This is a genomic window from Paenibacillus taichungensis, from assembly GCF_013359905.1.
GTDB classification, from domain to species: Bacteria; Bacillota; Bacilli; order Paenibacillales; family Paenibacillaceae; genus Paenibacillus; species Paenibacillus taichungensis.
Genome location: NZ_JABMCC010000121.1, coordinates 1,085,869 through 1,102,487, shown reverse-complemented (window position 1 = coordinate 1,102,487; position 16,619 = coordinate 1,085,869). Strand labels below are relative to the sequence as shown.

At 48.0% G+C, this 16,619-nt stretch carries 14 protein-coding genes; 4 read left to right on the top strand and 10 right to left on the bottom strand.

Going from position 1 to position 16,619, the window contains the following annotated elements:
- Nucleotides 1–14 precede the first annotated feature (14 nt).
- On the bottom strand, nucleotides 15–1,127 hold the full coding sequence (gene citZ, locus HP548_RS32875; RefSeq protein ID WP_076289785.1) for a citrate synthase: 1,113 nt from the start codon (nucleotides 1,125–1,127) through the stop codon (nucleotides 15–17).
- A gap of 478 nt (nucleotides 1,128–1,605) precedes the next feature.
- Between citZ and ytvI the strand changes: the two genes are divergently transcribed.
- Nucleotides 1,606–2,724, top strand: a complete 1,119-nt coding sequence (gene ytvI / locus HP548_RS32870) for a sporulation integral membrane protein YtvI (protein WP_076289786.1) — start codon at nucleotides 1,606–1,608, stop codon at nucleotides 2,722–2,724.
- A gap of 111 nt (nucleotides 2,725–2,835) precedes the next feature.
- Here ytvI and HP548_RS32865 read toward each other — a convergent pair whose 3' ends face one another.
- The 8 genes from HP548_RS32865 to HP548_RS32830 all read right to left on the bottom strand — a co-directional run bounded on the left by HP548_RS32865 (nucleotide 2,836) and on the right by HP548_RS32830 (nucleotide 13,331).
- On the bottom strand, nucleotides 2,836–3,237 hold the full coding sequence (locus HP548_RS32865; RefSeq protein WP_076289787.1) for an FxsA family protein: 402 nt from the start codon (nucleotides 3,235–3,237) through the stop codon (nucleotides 2,836–2,838).
- 6 nt (nucleotides 3,238–3,243) lie between these two features.
- Nucleotides 3,244–3,750, bottom strand: coding sequence for an acyl-CoA thioesterase (locus HP548_RS32860; protein ID WP_076289788.1), 507 nt, complete (start codon nucleotides 3,748–3,750; stop codon nucleotides 3,244–3,246).
- Nucleotides 3,751–3,880: 130 nt separating this feature from the next.
- Nucleotides 3,881–5,308 (bottom strand): pyruvate kinase, encoded by a 1,428-nt coding sequence (gene pyk / locus HP548_RS32855; protein ID WP_063568089.1) that lies wholly within the window; start codon nucleotides 5,306–5,308, stop codon nucleotides 3,881–3,883.
- 105 nt (nucleotides 5,309–5,413) lie between these two features.
- Nucleotides 5,414–6,445 (bottom strand): acetyl-CoA carboxylase carboxyltransferase subunit alpha, encoded by a 1,032-nt coding sequence (locus HP548_RS32850; RefSeq protein ID WP_076289789.1) that lies wholly within the window; start codon nucleotides 6,443–6,445, stop codon nucleotides 5,414–5,416.
- Nucleotides 6,446–7,339, bottom strand: a complete 894-nt coding sequence (gene accD / locus HP548_RS32845; RefSeq protein ID WP_053783533.1) for an acetyl-CoA carboxylase, carboxyltransferase subunit beta — start codon at nucleotides 7,337–7,339, stop codon at nucleotides 6,446–6,448.
- A gap of 406 nt (nucleotides 7,340–7,745) precedes the next feature.
- Complete coding sequence (locus HP548_RS32840; RefSeq protein WP_017689496.1) at nucleotides 7,746–7,934, bottom strand: hypothetical protein; 189 nt, start codon at nucleotides 7,932–7,934, stop codon at nucleotides 7,746–7,748.
- 285 nt (nucleotides 7,935–8,219) lie between these two features.
- Nucleotides 8,220–8,711 carry a phosphatidylglycerophosphatase A family protein gene (locus HP548_RS32835; protein ID WP_024629130.1) on the bottom strand — a complete coding sequence of 164 codons (492 nt, stop codon included), beginning with the start codon at nucleotides 8,709–8,711 and terminating at the stop codon, nucleotides 8,220–8,222.
- A 555-nt stretch (nucleotides 8,712–9,266) separates the two neighbouring features.
- The gene (locus tag HP548_RS32830; RefSeq protein ID WP_175383984.1) at nucleotides 9,267–13,331 is read right to left on the bottom strand and encodes a DNA polymerase III subunit alpha; all 4,065 of its coding nucleotides are present in this window, start codon (nucleotides 13,329–13,331) and stop codon (nucleotides 9,267–9,269) included.
- Nucleotides 13,332–13,638: 307 nt separating this feature from the next.
- Here HP548_RS32830 and HP548_RS32825 point away from each other — a divergent pair, with 307 nt between their 5' ends.
- The 3 genes from HP548_RS32825 to HP548_RS32815 all read left to right on the top strand — a co-directional run bounded on the left by HP548_RS32825 (nucleotide 13,639) and on the right by HP548_RS32815 (nucleotide 14,917).
- Nucleotides 13,639–13,968 carry a YtrH family sporulation protein gene (locus HP548_RS32825; RefSeq protein WP_024629128.1) on the top strand — a complete coding sequence of 110 codons (330 nt, stop codon included), beginning with the start codon at nucleotides 13,639–13,641 and terminating at the stop codon, nucleotides 13,966–13,968.
- Between the two features lie 21 nt (nucleotides 13,969–13,989).
- On the top strand, nucleotides 13,990–14,478 hold the full coding sequence (locus HP548_RS32820; protein ID WP_076289791.1) for a hypothetical protein: 489 nt from the start codon (nucleotides 13,990–13,992) through the stop codon (nucleotides 14,476–14,478).
- Between the two features lie 97 nt (nucleotides 14,479–14,575).
- Entirely contained in the window at nucleotides 14,576–14,917 is a 342-nt protein-coding gene (locus tag HP548_RS32815; RefSeq protein WP_343054967.1) for a YtpI family protein, read from the top strand.
- A 164-nt stretch (nucleotides 14,918–15,081) separates the two neighbouring features.
- Here the strand turns inward: HP548_RS32815 and HP548_RS32810 are convergent, their stop codons facing one another.
- Nucleotides 15,082–16,416, bottom strand: a complete 1,335-nt coding sequence (locus tag HP548_RS32810) for a DRTGG domain-containing protein (protein ID WP_064639320.1) — start codon at nucleotides 16,414–16,416, stop codon at nucleotides 15,082–15,084.
- Nucleotides 16,417–16,619 lie beyond the last annotated feature (203 nt).

The following is a 16,619-nucleotide window of genomic DNA, read 5'->3' as shown; positions in this document are numbered from 1 at the left end:
TGGTTTTGATGCCATTAGCGAAGTTCGATTGAAACGTACTTCTGATCTGTTGGGCCTGTGTACTCGGCGCGCGGACGAATAATACGGTTATCCGCAAGTTGTTCCAGAATATGAGCAGTCCAACCTGATACACGGCTAATCGCAAAGATTGGTGTAAACAGTACCTCTTCAATACCCAATTGGGTGTATACGGAAGCGGAATAGAAATCTACATTTGGTTTCAGACCTTTTTGTCCTGTTACCAGTTCTTCGATCTTCACCGACATTTCGTACAGGCGTGTATCGTTGTTCATTTCTCCCAGTTCCTTGGACATCTTTTGTAGATGTTTTGCACGTGGGTCTCCATTTTTGTATACACGGTGTCCAAAGCCCATGATCTTCTCACGGTTGTTCAATTTTTCTTGAATAGCCGCCTCCAGACGATCAGGTGTACCAATCTCATTCAGCATTTTCATAACGGCTTCATTTGCACCGCCATGCAATGGTCCCTTCAATGCGCCAATCGCAGAAGTTACTCCCGAATAGATGTCGGACAGCGTAGCTACTGTTACACGTGCTGCAAATGTAGAAGCGTTCAACTCGTGATCCGCATGCAGGACAAGCGCTTGATCAAGGGCTTTAACAGCAGTCTCGGCTGGTTGTTCTCCAGTCATCATATATAAAAAGTTTTCTGCGATGGAAGCGCCTTCTTTTGGGGCCACAGGTTCTTTGCCCTGACGGATACGGGCTATGGCTGCCACAATGGTTGGCAACTGCGCTTGCAGCTTAACCGCTTTGTTCTCATTCGCTTCCGCTGTCATCTCGTCAGCCTGCTCATCGTACAGAGCCAGTGCGGATACTGCGGAACGCAGTGCTGCCATGGTACTCATGTTTTTCGGATACAATTGGATTTGTGCAATCAACTCGCTCGGAATCGGCGCGTAATCGCTCAGGCTTTTGCGAAGGGATTTCAGTTCATCCGTAGTTGGCAATTTACCAAACCACAGTAAATAGGCAACTTCTTCAAAGCTTGCATGTTCTGCCAGATCGTCAATATCGTAACCACGGTATGTAAGCACACCGTCTACAATGGAGCTGATCGAAGAGGTTGTTGCAACGATGCCTTCCAGACCTTTGGTAGCTGTCATATTACATCTCTCCTTTAATAAACGAAATCAAGAACCCATCCAGAGTGTCATCTACGTGCTTAAACGCACTCGTCCTTCTTTTGTAACCATTTACATTTTAAAATTAATAAATACCTCAATATCCGGTTTTCATATCTGTCAATCGGTATTTCCTTATCTCATCATACTGGATTTTGTCGTTTATGTGAACATGATGCGAGGTCATCCGCACATCAAACTTCTTTATCAGACCGATAAAGCATTTTTGAAAACCTTTACAAAAACAAGGTTGACATTTTATTCTTTTTATATAAATCCGTGCTATAAATCAAGTTTTTATTGCTATATTTTGTGAACATGAGGCATACTCTAGGCAAAAGAAAAGATATAATTCGACGACATCCTGGCGTTTCAAATCAGTGTATTTGCTCTATATTAACTAGATAGCTTCCTGTGCTTCCCTCATGGTAGCTTGAAATGGAATAAGGAGAGTTGATGCTTGGATAGAATCATAATGAAACGCCTGTTGCGCGGCTTATGGGTGATTATCGCGACCATACTCATTGCCGTTGCCATATACCTGCTGTTCCCGCTGTTATATCCTTTTGCCATCGCCTGGATTATCGCCTATGCGATGAATCCTCTGGTGAAGTTGCTTCAATACAAGGCCCGATTTCCCCGCTGGCTGGCTGTAACCTTATCACTAATCATTTATTTCGGGGCCATTGTCGTCGTATTATCTGCCGCGGTAACCCGTATGGTCAAGGAAGTCATTTCACTAACGACGAGCTTCGACCTTCATGTCGATGAGATAAAAGCTACGTTCGTCCGCTGGACTCAGAATGATACGATTCAGAGTTTAATTGGACAGATTAATGAATTTTACAAAGAAAATCCCAATTATCAGGAGACCATTAACAGCAATATTAGCAAAACAACCGAAACGGTAGGTACAGCAGTAACGGATCTGGTCACCGGATTTTTCAACATGATCCTGAACCTGCTCACTTCTCTACCCAATATGGGAGCCGTATTAATCGTGGTCCTGCTGTCAACTTTCTTTATTAGCAAAAGTTGGACCAGACATAGCATTACCGTATCGGGCTGGGTGCCCTCTTCCATTCGCAAACCGATTACTGACATATGGAATGATCTCAAAAAAGCACTGTTCGGTTATGCACGAGCCCAGTTGATCATGATCTCCATCACCGCATTATTTGTCATGATCGGATTGCTTGTGCTCCAGGTTAAGTCTGCCTTCACAATTGCTTTACTCATCGGTCTGGTGGATCTGCTTCCTTATCTCGGCGTCGGCTTGGTGATGGTTCCCTGGGCCGCATACCTGCTTATGAATGGAGATCTCTACCTGGGGATCGGCATCAGTATTGTATATCTTATTGTGCTGATTGCACGCCAAATCATTGAACCCAAAGTGCTTGCCAGCAGTGTTGGGTTGGACCCTCTCGCCACATTGGTTGGCATGTTCGTCGGATTGAAGCTATTTGGTGTACTCGGTTTGATCATCGGTCCTGTCAGCCTCGTTATCCTTGATGCATTCAATCGAGCGAACGTATTCCGTGATCTCCGAACATACATTATTAACGGACGTGTCCGATGAATTCATGATTTCTGTTTTCTGTTTTCCTCATATCATCAAAATTAAAAAAGGCACCGCTCATCAGAACGAATCTGGTGGTGGGTGCCTTTCTTTAACTCGTGCTGGTATATCCTATTTTTTCGGACCACGATAAAACTTAATACTTCCGTTTCTCATTTTTTTCTCCAGCCAGCCCAGGAAGAATAGACGGTATACTGAACGTGTTACTGGAAACAACAGTGTAAAACCGATCAGATCTGTGATAAATCCCGGAATCAACAGTAGGAAACCACCGACAAAAATAAAAAGTCCATCTACCATTTTCCTTCCGGGCACCTTACCGCGCTCCATCTCGGATTTGGCATCAATAAGTACTTTTCGTCCTTCAAACTGCAACATTGCTATACCGATCAAGGACGTGAGAATCATGAGAAGCAGTGTCTTTCCGGCTCCAATCCAGTCACTCATAAGAATGAAACCAAACAGTTCAATCACCGGAATGATTAATAGCAGGGCCCACATCCATTTTCGCATTACGTATTACCCCTTTCCTGAAAGCCACACTTTCTCAAGCGCGCTGTAGAGCTCAGAAGCTGCCTTATCCAGCCTGACTGGCTTCCAGTCCCCGTTGACCCATACATGCTGGGTAGAGCCTGTAACCAACCGTTCACCAGGAAGGGACTCCTCAGATGACCATACTCGTTGCCCAACGTCTATCTGCTCATTAAGGTCTGGAGTCATGCGCCTTATGTCATACTCATAGTTCAGTCGCAGACCACTAAATGCAGCAATACGGGTGAAAATGACAATGTCATCATCATACCGGGCAGGTTTATGATATTTCACATCAAGTCCGGTTACCGGAAGCAGTAACCCCTGTTCCTCCATTTTACGATATGTATACCCCATTTGGCGAATCATCTCGGTTCGACCGATTTCAAACCAATTCAAATAGTTAGCGTGATAGACAACACCCATCTGATCACTTTCTTGATAACGCACGCGAAGGCGTGCCGTGTACCAACTGCCATTGCTTTGTTGTTGCATGTTACAGGCCTCCTTCGATATACCAATGCTTACGTATCTAGCGGCGTTAAAGTGTCATAAAGATGGAAAAAAAGCAACGGGACGCAAACGCCCCATTGCTTCATTCCTGTTGCTTCTCGTCCAAACACAATTATGCGTTGTTTGGAATTTGGCTTACTTTGATCAGGTTAGTGGAACCCGAACGACCCAAAGGTACACCCGCTGTAATAACAACAAGGTCTCCTTCTTTTACAAGTCCGGATTTCACGCCGCCTTCAATTGCATTTTCAAACAAAGCGTCAGTGGAATCCACAAGTCTTCCTTTGACTGGTGTTACACCCCAAGCCAATGCAAGGCGACGGGAAGTTCTGTCTTCCGTTGTCACCGCGATGATTGGAGATTCTGGACGATATTTAGAAATCATGCGTGCTGTATGACCGGATTCAGTCGAAGTAATGATCGCTTTAGCGTTCAGATCTTGAGCTGACAGGGCAACAGATTGGCTGATTGCTTCAGTAACCGTTGTTTGTTGAGCAACACGTTGTTTCAGATACAGCTCTTGGTAAGGCAGAGCGGATTCTGCTTTTTCGGCAATACGGGACATTGTCAGAACGGATTCAACTGGGTATTTACCCGCAGCTGTTTCACCAGACAACATGATTGCATCTGTACCGTCAAAGATCGCATTAGCCACGTCACTTGCTTCTGCACGTGTTGGACGCGGGTTGCGTTGCATGGAATCCAACATTTGTGTAGCTGTGATAACCGGTTTGCCTGCAACGTTACATTTTTCGATCATGCGTTTTTGTACCAATGGTACTTCTTCCGCAGGAATCTCTACACCCAGGTCTCCACGAGCAACCATCAGGCCATCGGACACTTCAAGGATTTCATCCAAGTTGTCCACACCTTGTTGGTTCTCAATTTTGGAGATGATTTGGATATGTCCGGCATTGTGTTTTTCAAGCAATTCACGAATCTCAAGGACGTCGCTTGCTTTACGAACAAAAGAAGCTGCGATGAAATCGACACCTTGTTCGATACCGAATACGATATCGTTGGCATCTTTTTCAGTGATACCCGGCAGAGAAATAGCAACTCCCGGAACGTTAACACCTTTTTTGCTTTTGATCGTACCACCGTTAACGATACGGCATTTGATCTCGGTGCCTTGCACTTCCACCACAGTCAGTCCGATCAGACCGTCGTCGATCAGAATTGTAGATCCCGGTTCAACATCACTCGGAAGATCTGCATACGTAATGGAAAGACGTTCTTTGGTGCCCAGAATTTCTTCTGTTGTCAAAGTGATGTACTCGTCTTGAACCAATTCGATAGGCTCCACTTCGAGTTTACCTGTCCGAATTTCCGGTCCTTTGGTGTCCAGCAAGATCGCTACTGTCTTGTTCAGCTCTTCGCACGCTTGGCGAATTGCTGTGATCCGTCCGCCGTGCTCATCGAAATCACCGTGGGAGAAGTTCAAACGGGCCACGTTCATACCGGCCATAATCAATTTTTTGGTATTTTCCAATGATTCACTGGATGGACCAATCGTACATACAATCTTTGTTTTGCGCATTTTGGGTTTCCTCCGATTTTAAAGGTCTATCTTTTTATCTCTTTTTCTTTTTCCAACTATTAAATTTACTATACTTTTGCTCATTTGTATAGGAAATTCGTCACATCATTCTGCATTTCCCGACAAATTACCTGCTGTATCGACTTCAACAGGCACTTGGGGAACTTCTATCTGCACTTCAGGTTCAAACGTGACTGATCCAATTTTACGGAATTTCTCATACCGATCCTGTTTCAATTGGTCACCACTCCAACCTTTCATCTCGTCCAGATGACGAACCAAAGCCTCGCTTATCGCAGCCGCAGATTCTTCATAATCCCGATGAGCACCGCCGCGTGGCTCAGGAATTATTTCTTCAATGACCTCCATCTCCAGAAGGTCTTTGGCCGTTATTTTCATCGCTTCGGCCGCCTGATCTGCCTTGGATGCATCTTTCCAAAGAATGGACGCAGCACCGTTCGGAGAGATCGCAGAGTAAATAGCATGCTCCAGCATCAACACACGATTACCCACAGCCATAGCTAGAGCCCCGCCGCTGCCTCCTTCGCCGATGACCACTATGATAACAGGCACCGAGAGCTTCGCCATTTCAAGCAGGTTACGGGCAATAGCTTCCGATTGACCTCTCTCTTCAGCAGTATTACCCGGATACGCCCCTTTAGTATCAACGAATGTAATAATTGGACGACCAAATTTGTTCGCTTGCTTCATCAGACGCAGCCCTTTTCGGAATCCTTCCGGATGTGCGCTCCCAAAAAAACGGGCGATATTATCTTTTGTATCTTTCCCCCGCTGTTGGCCGATAACCGTTACTGTTTTTCCGTTCAGCTTCGCCAGTCCGCCAACGACCGCAAGATCATCTCCGAACATGCGATCACCGTGCAACTCCATGAAATCGGTAAATATCAATTGGATCAGATCCAGTGCCGTTGGACGCTGCTGATGCCGCGCCAAATGCATTTTCTGGGCAGCCGTTATGCCGGAATAAATCTCTTCTTCGAGTCTATGATAACGTTCTTCCAGGCGGGCAATTTCGTCGGTGAAGTCGATGCCTTTTTCCTGTCCAAACTGTACGAGCTCTTCGATCTTTTTGCGCATCTCAACCAGAGGCGCTTCATATGGCAACTCACCCGCCATTTAGACCCCTCCTTTTTCACTATGCATGTCTAGAAGCTTGCCAAGGGTGGCTCGAAGTTCTTTGCGATGGACCACCATGTCCAGCTGGCCGTGCTGCAAATTAAATTCTGCCGTCTGGAAATCATCAGGCAGTTTCTGACGGATTGTCTGCTCAATGACGATTCTACCGGCGAAGCCAAATACAGCTCCCGGCTCAGCAATGATAATATCACCAAGGCTCGCAAAACTGGCCGAAACTCCACCTGTCGTCGGATCGGTGATGACCGAAATATACAACCCGCCTTGTTCATCCAAACGGGACAAAGCCGCGCTTGTTTTTGCCATTTGCATAAGGCTAAGAATACTCTCTTGCATCCGGGCACCCCCAGATGTTGAGAAAATGATCAAAGGCAGACGTTTCTCTGTTGCATGCTCAATCGCACGAGTAATTTTCTCCCCTACTACTGAACCCATACTGCCTGTGAAGAAGTCGAAGCTCATGACAGCAACAACCACAGGCAAACCTTCTATGGTTCCCTCACCCGTAATGACAGCTTCCTTCAGTCCGGATTTCAGGCGCTGTTGTTCCAGTTTATTGCTATATCCAGGGAAGTCGAGCGGATCAACTGAGATCATATCAGCGTCATGCTCCACAAACCCTTGCTCATCTAGAACCATGGCAATACGTTCCATTGCGTTCAACCGCATATGGTAACCGCAAGCCGGACATACTTTTAAATTTTTTTCCAATTCCTTGCTATATTGAATCGTGCCGCATTTGCTGCACTTGTTCATAAGCCCTTCAGGTATTTCCCGTTTTGGACGTTCTCCAGCTTCCTGACCTTCGCCACGAAGCGCACGCTCGGAAGGTATGGTGGCGTACTTCCGTTTTTTTTGGAATATATCTTTGAACACAACTACACCTCTCCAGCCGTTGATTTGATGGCCGCAACCTGCAGTCCGTTGCATGTAGCAACTTCATCCGCGCGCTGCGGTAAACCGCTTACGACCCATACGCTGCCATGGGCCTTGTCCAGCATTCACAACAAAAAAATCCGCCGGTATAAGGCAAGGATCAGCGGCTTCTGTCAGCACGATTGATGTTACCTGCAATAACCGAAAGATTGTTGCGCCGATGTTTGAATCTGTCTTGGTAGGGTCTCTGGGAGCAATCTGGTCGGTCCTTGTCCTAACAAAAAAAGAAGGAAGGACAGCAGCATACAATACATGCAAGTCGATTCCTCACTCCGCTTACGCGGTCAGTCCCTTATGTACCATTGGTACTTCTTCATCTGCCAAGGCACGTCTGATATCGAATGAATCAGGAATGCAGAATCGAATTCAGCACTTCCTGAACCTCTTCCAATTCCCCTGAAGGGACGCGAATCTCAAATTGCTGCTTGGATAAACTGATGGGACGGGTCTGTACCAGAAAACCTTCTTCCGAAAGCTTGGTCTTAATCTTGTCCGCAACCTTTGCTGTCGGTGCAATGTAAATCACCGTCCACATGCCATGTCCGCCCCCTAAGCTAATGTTCAGAGCCCGTATATTGGACTAATGATAACATACCTCACTTTTTTTCTGCAAGGAAGGGTTCGGGACCTTTGGGGAGAAAACGAGATCTATAGGGACATTTGTCCCGCGAGGATAACCGATATGGTGATGCAATGATCCTAGGACTTTCCTTTTCAAAAAAGGGATTTCAGGCCGCTCAGGGCAGCAACAGCCACCCTGGATGACCTTCCATTGAACAAACAAAAGATACCAAATGAATGAAAACACAAATGAAGAAAATCAGATATCCGATGGATATTTCTTGGCTTTAATATTTTTGTGAGCAATTCGGGCAGAAGCAGCAGCGGCGAGCCCGGCAACCAGGTCGTCCAGAAAAACATGTATAGCTGGTCCTGCTTCATTCAGATCATGAATGACACCAATCTTTTCTTTATCCAGATAACCAAAACTGGTTAAACCGATCATACCATACACATGGGTAATGCCAAGAGCAAGAGTCTCGTCCACTCCATACAGGGATTCATCCGCCTCCATAATTGCCTGCAAAGGTTGCGGCAAAAGGCGTTTCTCAGCAAGCTCGTCGAGGGCTATACCTGTGTATAACGTATATTGCACCTCACGTTTCTGCAGTACCGATTTTACACTCGTGACACAGTCATCCATAGTCAGTTCCGGGTGGTACCCTTTTTGCAGACGATATACAATTTCCGCGATTGCATCAATCTGTACACCCCGCCGGGCCAGCATGGCTTCTACGATTTCATATGACATATCTCGACCTCCCGCATCGCTCCCCCGAGGACCCCCAGGTCCTTCGGTGTTCTCAAGTGTATGCGGCAAACTCGCAAAATGTTCATAAAAAATGCGAAACGCGCATTCGCTTTGGCAGTCTGCTTATCCTTTAAATTATGTAAAAAGATTCACATATTACATGCTTGTGTTCAATATCTCCTTCCCCTTCATTCTTGATGTAATTTGGTAAAATAAATACAAAAAACCTGCTCGGCATTTGGCCGAACAGGCTTCATCTTGGGAAAAGAGGGGTTTCTCAAAGTCATGAACATGGCCTGGGATACCTTTTTAGTTTTATTCGATTCGGGCCAAACGAAATCAACGCACGCGATTAGCTCCAATTTTTCACAAAACTGCGGCTTAACAATCACAGAGATGTTTTTTCGTCATTCTATAGGTCGTGCCGCAGTTTTGTACCTGAGTGACGTTACTGAAGTTCGTTAAACTTCGCGTTTTACGATCATCCGCCTGTTAAGGCGCGGTAGTTTCGTTAGAGCTTTGAATCGAGAAAACAATTACGTGCATGAAAACCAATTATTTTATTTTGACCGTACCCTCACCCAGCATCTTCTCCATCTCGGAGAACAAAGAGGGCGAAGGTTTAATCCGGTAGGCATCACTCAATGCGAGCAGCTTCTGCTGCTGTTCATAGAAGAGCACCGTCGCAACCGGACCCGAATGCTGCTGAAGCAATTGTTTCAGTCGGGCGAGGAGCTCTGGATTCTCCGCCTGCGGAGTGATCTTCACGAACACCCGCTGCTCCATCACTCGCGGCCCACGACTCTGCTCCGTGCCGCCAGCGGCCTCATCAGCCCGGCGAGCCACGGAAGCAGCCCCATTAGCATCGGCCGCTCCAGATCCACCCGCAGCGCTGTGCGTCGCTGACGGGCCTTGGCTTCCACTGCTGCGCTGTGCTCCGGCTCCCGCGCCAGCCGCCTGCCGTGGTGGAGCCGCCGGGCGCGAAGCACTGCCGCTGCCGGGCTTACCGCGCCGTTCGCGGCTGCGCAGCTGCTGTTCCAGTGCCGCCGATGACAACGGCGCCACTTCCTCAGCCAGCAGCTTGAACCCTTCGTCCTGCTGCTGCACCTTGGCGCGCACGACGAGCAGTTCACCTTTCCCGACATGCTGCTGGCTGCGCCGCCATACTTCGGGAAAGAGAACCACTTCACAGCGTTCGATCTGGTCTTCCAGCTCCATGAACGCCATAGCCTTGCCCTGTTTCGTCGTAATCGACTTCACAGACACAACCATACCGGCTGCGACGGCCATCGTATCGTCAGCCGCTTCCGTCAGTTCCATAATGCGATCTGCGCCGCTGGATTCAAGCACATCTTCGTAATCATCCAGTGGATGACCAGACAGATACAAACCTAACAGCTCACGCTCCAGCTCCAACTGCTGGCTCCCGGAATAAGGCGGAATTTCGGGATATTCAATCTCCCAGTTCGGCGTCTCGACAAAATCAAACAATTGAATTTGCAGATCCTCGCGTTCCTTGCGCCATTTCAGAGCGGCTTCCACGGTCTCATCCAGCATCGCCAGTAATTGGGCACGGTGCCCAGGCAATGTGTCAAAGGCTCCCGCCTGAATAAGCGATTCAATTACACGTTTGTTGCATACACGCAAATCGACGCGACGACAAAAATCGAGCAGGCTGTCGAACGGTCTTTCCTGCCGTACAATCATGATACTCTCCATCGCCTGGGTACCTACATTTTTCACCGCAGCCAGACCAAAACGTATCGCCCCGGTTGCTGTATCTGCATCAGAGTTCTGATTCGACAATCCATCTTTCTCCTGTACAGCGGACATTCCATGCTGTTCGGAATGCGAGGACTCCTCTTCCCCAGTCCCATGCAGGCGTTCTGCTGTAGAAACAGTCACTACGCCAGAATTATTTCGATCTTCGGACTGCTCTTGCACTGTCGTCGCTGCCTGCCACTCATATGCACCACTACCGTCTTCGTCTGGTTCGGGACCCGGGTCATCCGGCAGAGGTGCTTCACCGTACTCTGCTTGTCCGGAATAATGATCATCATGTACAGCACGTTCCACCGTAGAACCTGCTGTACCGTTCTCACCACTTTCTCCCCCTAAACGTTGGGTTTCTGCCGCTTGTCCAGCACTAATTCTGCTAGATGATGCAAGCACAGGTGTAAACAGAATGCCGCTCTCATTCACATCCGGTGGAAGCACTTCAATATTCATGCGTCTGCATTCCACAACGTACTCCGCTACTTTACGGTGACTGCCCATAACGGCTGTTAACATGGATGCCATAAAATGAATGGGATAATGTGCTTTCAGATAAGCCGTCTGGAAAGCAAGCACGCCATACGCAGCGGCATGAGCACGCGGGAAACCATAGTTGGCAAACTTGACGATCATGTCATAGACCAGGTCTGCCTCCGCTTCAGTGTATCCTTGCTTAAGACTGCCCTGAACAAAATGCCCACGTTCGAGATCCAGTACTTCCCGTTTCTTCTTGGAAACCGCTCTACGGAGCAAATCCGCTTCACCAAGAGAGAAGCCTGCCATCCGGGAAGCAATCTGCATAATTTGTTCCTGATATACAATGATGCCATACGTATCCTTGAGAATGGACTCCAAATCCGCATGTGGATAATCCACTTCGATCTGTCCGTGTTTGCCCTGAATGTATTTGGATATGAACTCCATCGGGCCCGGACGATACAAGGCCAGTACGGAAATAATATCTTCAAATACACTCGGCTTCAGCTCCTTCAGGACACGACGCACTCCTGCGGATTCGAGCTGGAATATACCCATCGTGTCACCTCGACCAAGCATCTCATACGTGAGTGCATCATCGTCCGGAATATGACGAAAATCCGGAATTTCGCCATTTTCACCAATCCAGCGCAGACATCGTTCAATAATTGAAAGGGTACGCAGACCGAGGAAGTCCATTTTGAGCAGTCCAATAGACTCCAGGTTTTCCATGGAATACTGCGTTAGGGCCGTTCCCTCACTGCCCTCCTGAAGCGGAACAGCATCCGTCAGCGGATCACGGGAGATGACAACCCCCGCCGCATGCGTGGAAGCATGACGAGGCATGCCTTCCACCTTCATAGCCATATCGAGCAATTCACGTGTTTTCGGCTTGGTCTCATACAAAGCCTTCAGTTCAGGGGTGGCTTCCATTGCCCGCTGAATGTTAATACCAAGCTGTGCAGGAATCAGCTTCGCTGCCTTGTCCACCTCGCCGTAAGGCACATTCAGTGCACGTCCAACGTCCCGAACAGCAGCACGGGCAGCCATCGTACCAAAGGTAATAATTTGGGCGACATGGGCTTTACCGTATTTTTTCGCAACATACTCAATGACTTCGTCCCGACGTTCATCGCTGAAGTCGATATCAATATCCGGCATGGAGATCCTCTCCGGATTCAAAAACCGCTCGAAGAGCAGGTTATATTTCATGGGATCAACGTCTGTAATACGCAAGGTGTAGGCAACCAGACTACCCGCCGAGGAGCCACGACCCGGTCCGGTGACAATTCCCTGCTGGTGAGAATAGGCGATAAAATCCCATACGATCAGGAAATAATCCGAGAATCCCATACTGTCTATAACCCGGAGCTCATAATCCAGCCGCTGTTCAAGTTCGACTCTGAGCTCCGTATCCATCCAACGTGATGATTCACTATAGCGCTCTTCCATTCCCTCTTCGCACAACTGACGCAGATAGGCAGAAGGAGTTTTCCCTTCAGGAAGCGGTCTATATTCCGGCAAAATGGATTTACCGAACTCCAGCTGCAACTCACACGACTCCGCGATGCGAACCGTATTCGTCAAAGCCTCGGGCACATGGGGGAACAAACGCGCCATTTCTTTTTCACTCTTAAGATAGAGCTGATTGGTTCCGATGCGCAGCCGATTCTCGTCATCTACCGTTTTCCCTGTTCCGATGCAGATCAACACATCCTGAAGCTCGGCGTCCTCTTCGGACAGATAGTGCGCATCATTGGTCGCCACCAGTGGAATATCAAGCTCTGCTGCCAGACGGATCAGTTGGGGGTTCACTCTTTTTTGCTCAGATAGCCCGTGATCCTGCAGTTCCAGATAGAAATCGGCACCAAAAATATGTTTGTAACGCAGCGCCGCACGCTTCGCCTCTTCCTCGCGTCCATGCAGCAAATGCTGGGGAACCTCGCCTCCCAGACAAGCACTTAAACAGATGATACCCTCGTGATGAGCAGCCAGACTCTCCATATCAATACGTGGTTTGTAATGGAAGCCTTCCAAATGACCGATGGAGCATAGTTTCATCAGATTGCGATAACCCGTCATATTTTTGGCCAGTAAAATCAGATGATGGATCGGCTGATCCTTCCGGCTTCCCCGCTCTTTGCGAGACCCGGCAGTCATATAAGCCTCACATCCAATGATCGGCTTAATTCCCCGCTCGACGCATGCTTTATAGAAAGGAATAGCACCATACATTACACCGTGGTCGGTCAATGCCAGCGTAGTCATTCCGAGATCCGCGGCTTTATTCACGAGATCCGGTATACGCGCAGCGCCGTCCAGCAAACTATATTCACTGTGAACGTGCAAATGCACAAAAGAACTCATGTTTTTTTCTTCCTTTCGCCATGGATAGTCGCAGCAACCTTCTTGAATCAGGTTACAGCACTATCTTCTTCTATCCGTATTTTTCATCCTTCGGTTCAGACCGAAAGTTGCTTTCTGTTTTCATGTAAAATGCTCTATTAATGAAATGAATGAAAATATAAGGATTCATCCTATTGAAGAGTGTTTTATTATTCTATTTTATCATAACGTTCGGGGGCACGCCCATACAATAGAAGTACAAGCCGCTCCCCCTGTTACGGACCGAAGACAGGAGGTGTGCTGCTGGGTCTGAAAGGGGTGTTGCCGGATGAGCACATTTTTGTCCAAAGCTATTCTTGATTTCTTCATTGCGTTTGGGATCGTGCTGGGCGGCGCGATGATTGGAGGTATTGGAGCGGTGGTCTCTCTCCAGCCTCCGACACAGACGATGCTTGACGTCGCTGGGAAAATAAAAATTTGGGCGCTCGCGGCGGCCGTTGGCGGTACAATCGATCCGATGCGGGTGATCGAAAGCAACGTGCTGGACGGCAATCTGTCTCCGGCAGTCAAACAAATTTTGTATTTAATATCCGCATTTATGGGCGCCCACATGGGCACCGAACTGGTGAAATGGGTATGTGGTGGAGGACGGGGTTAGCATGACTCCAGAACAGCGCCCATGAGAATCCCGCCTTTTGCACGTTACCGCCCGCTTATGCGCATGACTGCTGTCTTTGTTCTGGGAATGATCGCCGGTTGTGTCGTGTACAACGGTGTATTTCACTTGAGTTACAACGAGTTGTGGCTCAACAATCAGGAGTTGCAGCTTCAGCTGCATCAGAATGAGGAGGATATTAAAACGCTGAAAAAATACAGTAAACGCCAAACCGTCATTAAGGAAATCAAGGTCCGTGCAGAAGATTCTGACAAAGGTCCGGACGAGGCCTCCCTGAAAGTGATGTTACAGAAACTGGGCGATGAACTTGAGGTGCTCCGGGGCCGCGACGTATTCAACATCGATGAGTACAGCAAAATGACGCGCATCATGCTGAACCAAAAAGTGTACACGGTCAGAGAAAAGGAATATACCGTTCAGGTGAAAACAATGCTGGTGATGGAAGGTGTGCTGCAAGTTTGGGTACAGATTCGGATGCACGTTCCGGCTTAGAAATAGATGATAGCCCCGGAAAAAAACTGCCCTTGCCCTCTGCCTGCATGGTACAATAAGGGCAGTAAATGCTTTCCAGAAAAGGAGCTGCGTCTTTGTGTTCATCGATGTACTCAAATATGTCCTAATCGCCTTCTTTGCCCTGGCCATGGTCTGTTCAGCTCTGAACAGCATTCGTTCCCGCAGAACCACTGATCCCATCGCGACAGGTCTTTATCGCTCATGGACCAACGTCTGGATGGGTAGCATGCTGATTATTCTTTCCCTCATCCTGATGTTTGTGTTTACCGGTTCTACGCTATCCGTCGTTGTGGAAGCGCTATTTCTAATTATGGGAGCGTACAACCTGTTCGCCGGTTTACGTAACCGCAGTTACTATGCCCGTCTTCAGCAGCATGCAGACGGTGCAACTGGCAAGACATCCGGACAATCTGCCTGATGCATTAGCACGATGTCATTACGTTTTACCAAAAAAAGAGTATCCTCATCTATCGAACAAGCCTGAGCCACGTTGATTTCGGGTACAGTGCGCTATTTCGATAAGAGGATACTCTCTTTTTTCTGAACTTATAATATTTTTCAAATCCAGGATTTCTCGCTTTTCTAGGCATGGTCGATGGATTGCAGGGTCATCACCGCTTTGCATACAACATTCCCATCACGGGAAATGACAATATCCATTTTGCAGGTCCGGCGACTTGTCTCCAAAATAATGGGACGAACCAGAATCTGATCTTCAATCTGTACCGGACGAACAAAATACGTTGTTACATTATCCACCACATGGTCGTTACCTGTAACGTCCCATGCGGCACGCCGTCCCGCCTGTGTCATCACATTCAACAGAACACCTTCCGAGATCGTACCGAGGTCTGTCGCCATCTGTGGAATGATGAATCCGTGGAAAAACAATTCGTTCTGCTCTCCGCGCTCTTCCGCAAACCCGTTCCAGATCAGATGATCAAACGTCTCTCCAAGCTGTGGCTGCTTCTGTGCATCACGCATCGCCTGCAGCACTTCCTTACGTGTGACGGATGCAATCAGTTTACGATTCCGATCCACAATTGGTAGGAAGTCAATACCCTCCCAGGTCATGATCTGTGCAGCCGAAGCCAGTGAGGTTTGCAGCGAGGCTGTGATTGGGCGACGTACGACACACTTCTCAATACTCTGATCCTCTTTTAACTCGCTCACATCTTTGAGACTTACGATACCGATAACCCGGTTCCATTCATCTACTACCGGAAAGCGATGCTCTCCCGTTTCGGAGACCAGCAGATGAAAATCCGCGGCTGAACTGGTCACCTTTAGCACCTGAAGACGTGGCTTTTGACCGATAATGTCCTCCACCAACATAATCTTTTTCTTAATCAGTCGATCGAAGATCGCACGGTTAATCATTGAAGCTACTGTAAACGTGTCATGTCTGGAGGAAATGATGGGAAGACCCAACTCATCAGCCATCACTCTCACTTCACGGCTTGTACCGAAGCCACCTGTAATTAATACACCTGCGCCCTGTTCGAGTGCGAGGGAATGTGCATTGTCCCGGTTACCAACAATCAACAGGCTTCCCGCGTCAATGTATCGGGCCATGGCCTGCTCTTTCATCGCACCGATCACGTACTTGTGAAGCGGTTTGGCCAGACCGTCACTTCCACCCAGCACATGACCTTCGACGATGGTTACCACATCGGCAAAAGTCAGCTGCTCGGTCATACCGCGAGGTCTTTTCTCGATCCGCACTGTTCCAATTCGTTCCTTGGTCACGACCAGGCCGAAGTTCTCTGCCTCTTTTACTGCACGGTACGCTGTTCCTTCGCTTACGCCCAATTCCCGCGCCAGTCCACGCACCGATATTTTGCTGCCTACCTTCAGTTGTTCAATATGTTGAAGCAATTGTTCGTGCTTCGTCACGTTTTCTTCCTGTCCGTCCATCTGTACCACCCCCGAAGATGCATCTGTACTATTCTGTATCTATTATAACACGACCTTAGGAAAATAACCCCATTCTACGCACCATTCTCCTAAAGATCCACGCTACATTGATCTGAATAATCGGAACAGCTAATTACGGGTATAAAAAAAAGACCGGTCCCTTTCATACCAAAGGGAATCCGGCCTTACTTAGACAGATAGAA

What these genes read in the sequence shown, in the direction of transcription:
- citZ (WP_076289785.1), bottom strand. Translation starts at nt 1,127, where the DNA reads ATGACAGCTACCAAAGGTCTGGAAGGCATCGTTGCAACAACCTCTTCG.
- HP548_RS32865 (WP_076289787.1), bottom strand. Translation starts at nt 3,237, where the DNA reads ATGCGAAAATGGATGTGGGCCCTGCTATTAATCATTCCGGTGATTGAA.
- HP548_RS32860 (WP_076289788.1), bottom strand. Translation starts at nt 3,750, where the DNA reads ATGCAACAACAAAGCAATGGCAGTTGGTACACGGCACGCCTTCGCGTG.
- pyk (WP_063568089.1), bottom strand. Translation starts at nt 5,308, where the DNA reads ATGCGCAAAACAAAGATTGTATGTACGATTGGTCCATCCAGTGAATCA.
- HP548_RS32850 (WP_076289789.1), bottom strand. Translation starts at nt 6,445, where the DNA reads ATGGCGGGTGAGTTGCCATATGAAGCGCCTCTGGTTGAGATGCGCAAA.
- HP548_RS32840 (WP_017689496.1), bottom strand. Translation starts at nt 7,934, where the DNA reads ATGTGGACGGTGATTTACATTGCACCGACAGCAAAGGTTGCGGACAAG.
- HP548_RS32835 (WP_024629130.1), bottom strand. Translation starts at nt 8,711, where the DNA reads ATGTCATATGAAATCGTAGAAGCCATGCTGGCCCGGCGGGGTGTACAG.
- HP548_RS32830 (WP_175383984.1), bottom strand. Translation starts at nt 13,331, where the DNA reads ATGAGTTCTTTTGTGCATTTGCACGTTCACAGTGAATATAGTTTGCTG.
- HP548_RS32825 (WP_024629128.1), top strand. Translation starts at nt 13,639, where the DNA reads ATGAGCACATTTTTGTCCAAAGCTATTCTTGATTTCTTCATTGCGTTT.
- HP548_RS32820 (WP_076289791.1), top strand. Translation starts at nt 13,990, where the DNA reads ATGAGAATCCCGCCTTTTGCACGTTACCGCCCGCTTATGCGCATGACT.
- HP548_RS32810 (WP_064639320.1), bottom strand. Translation starts at nt 16,416, where the DNA reads ATGGACGGACAGGAAGAAAACGTGACGAAGCACGAACAATTGCTTCAA.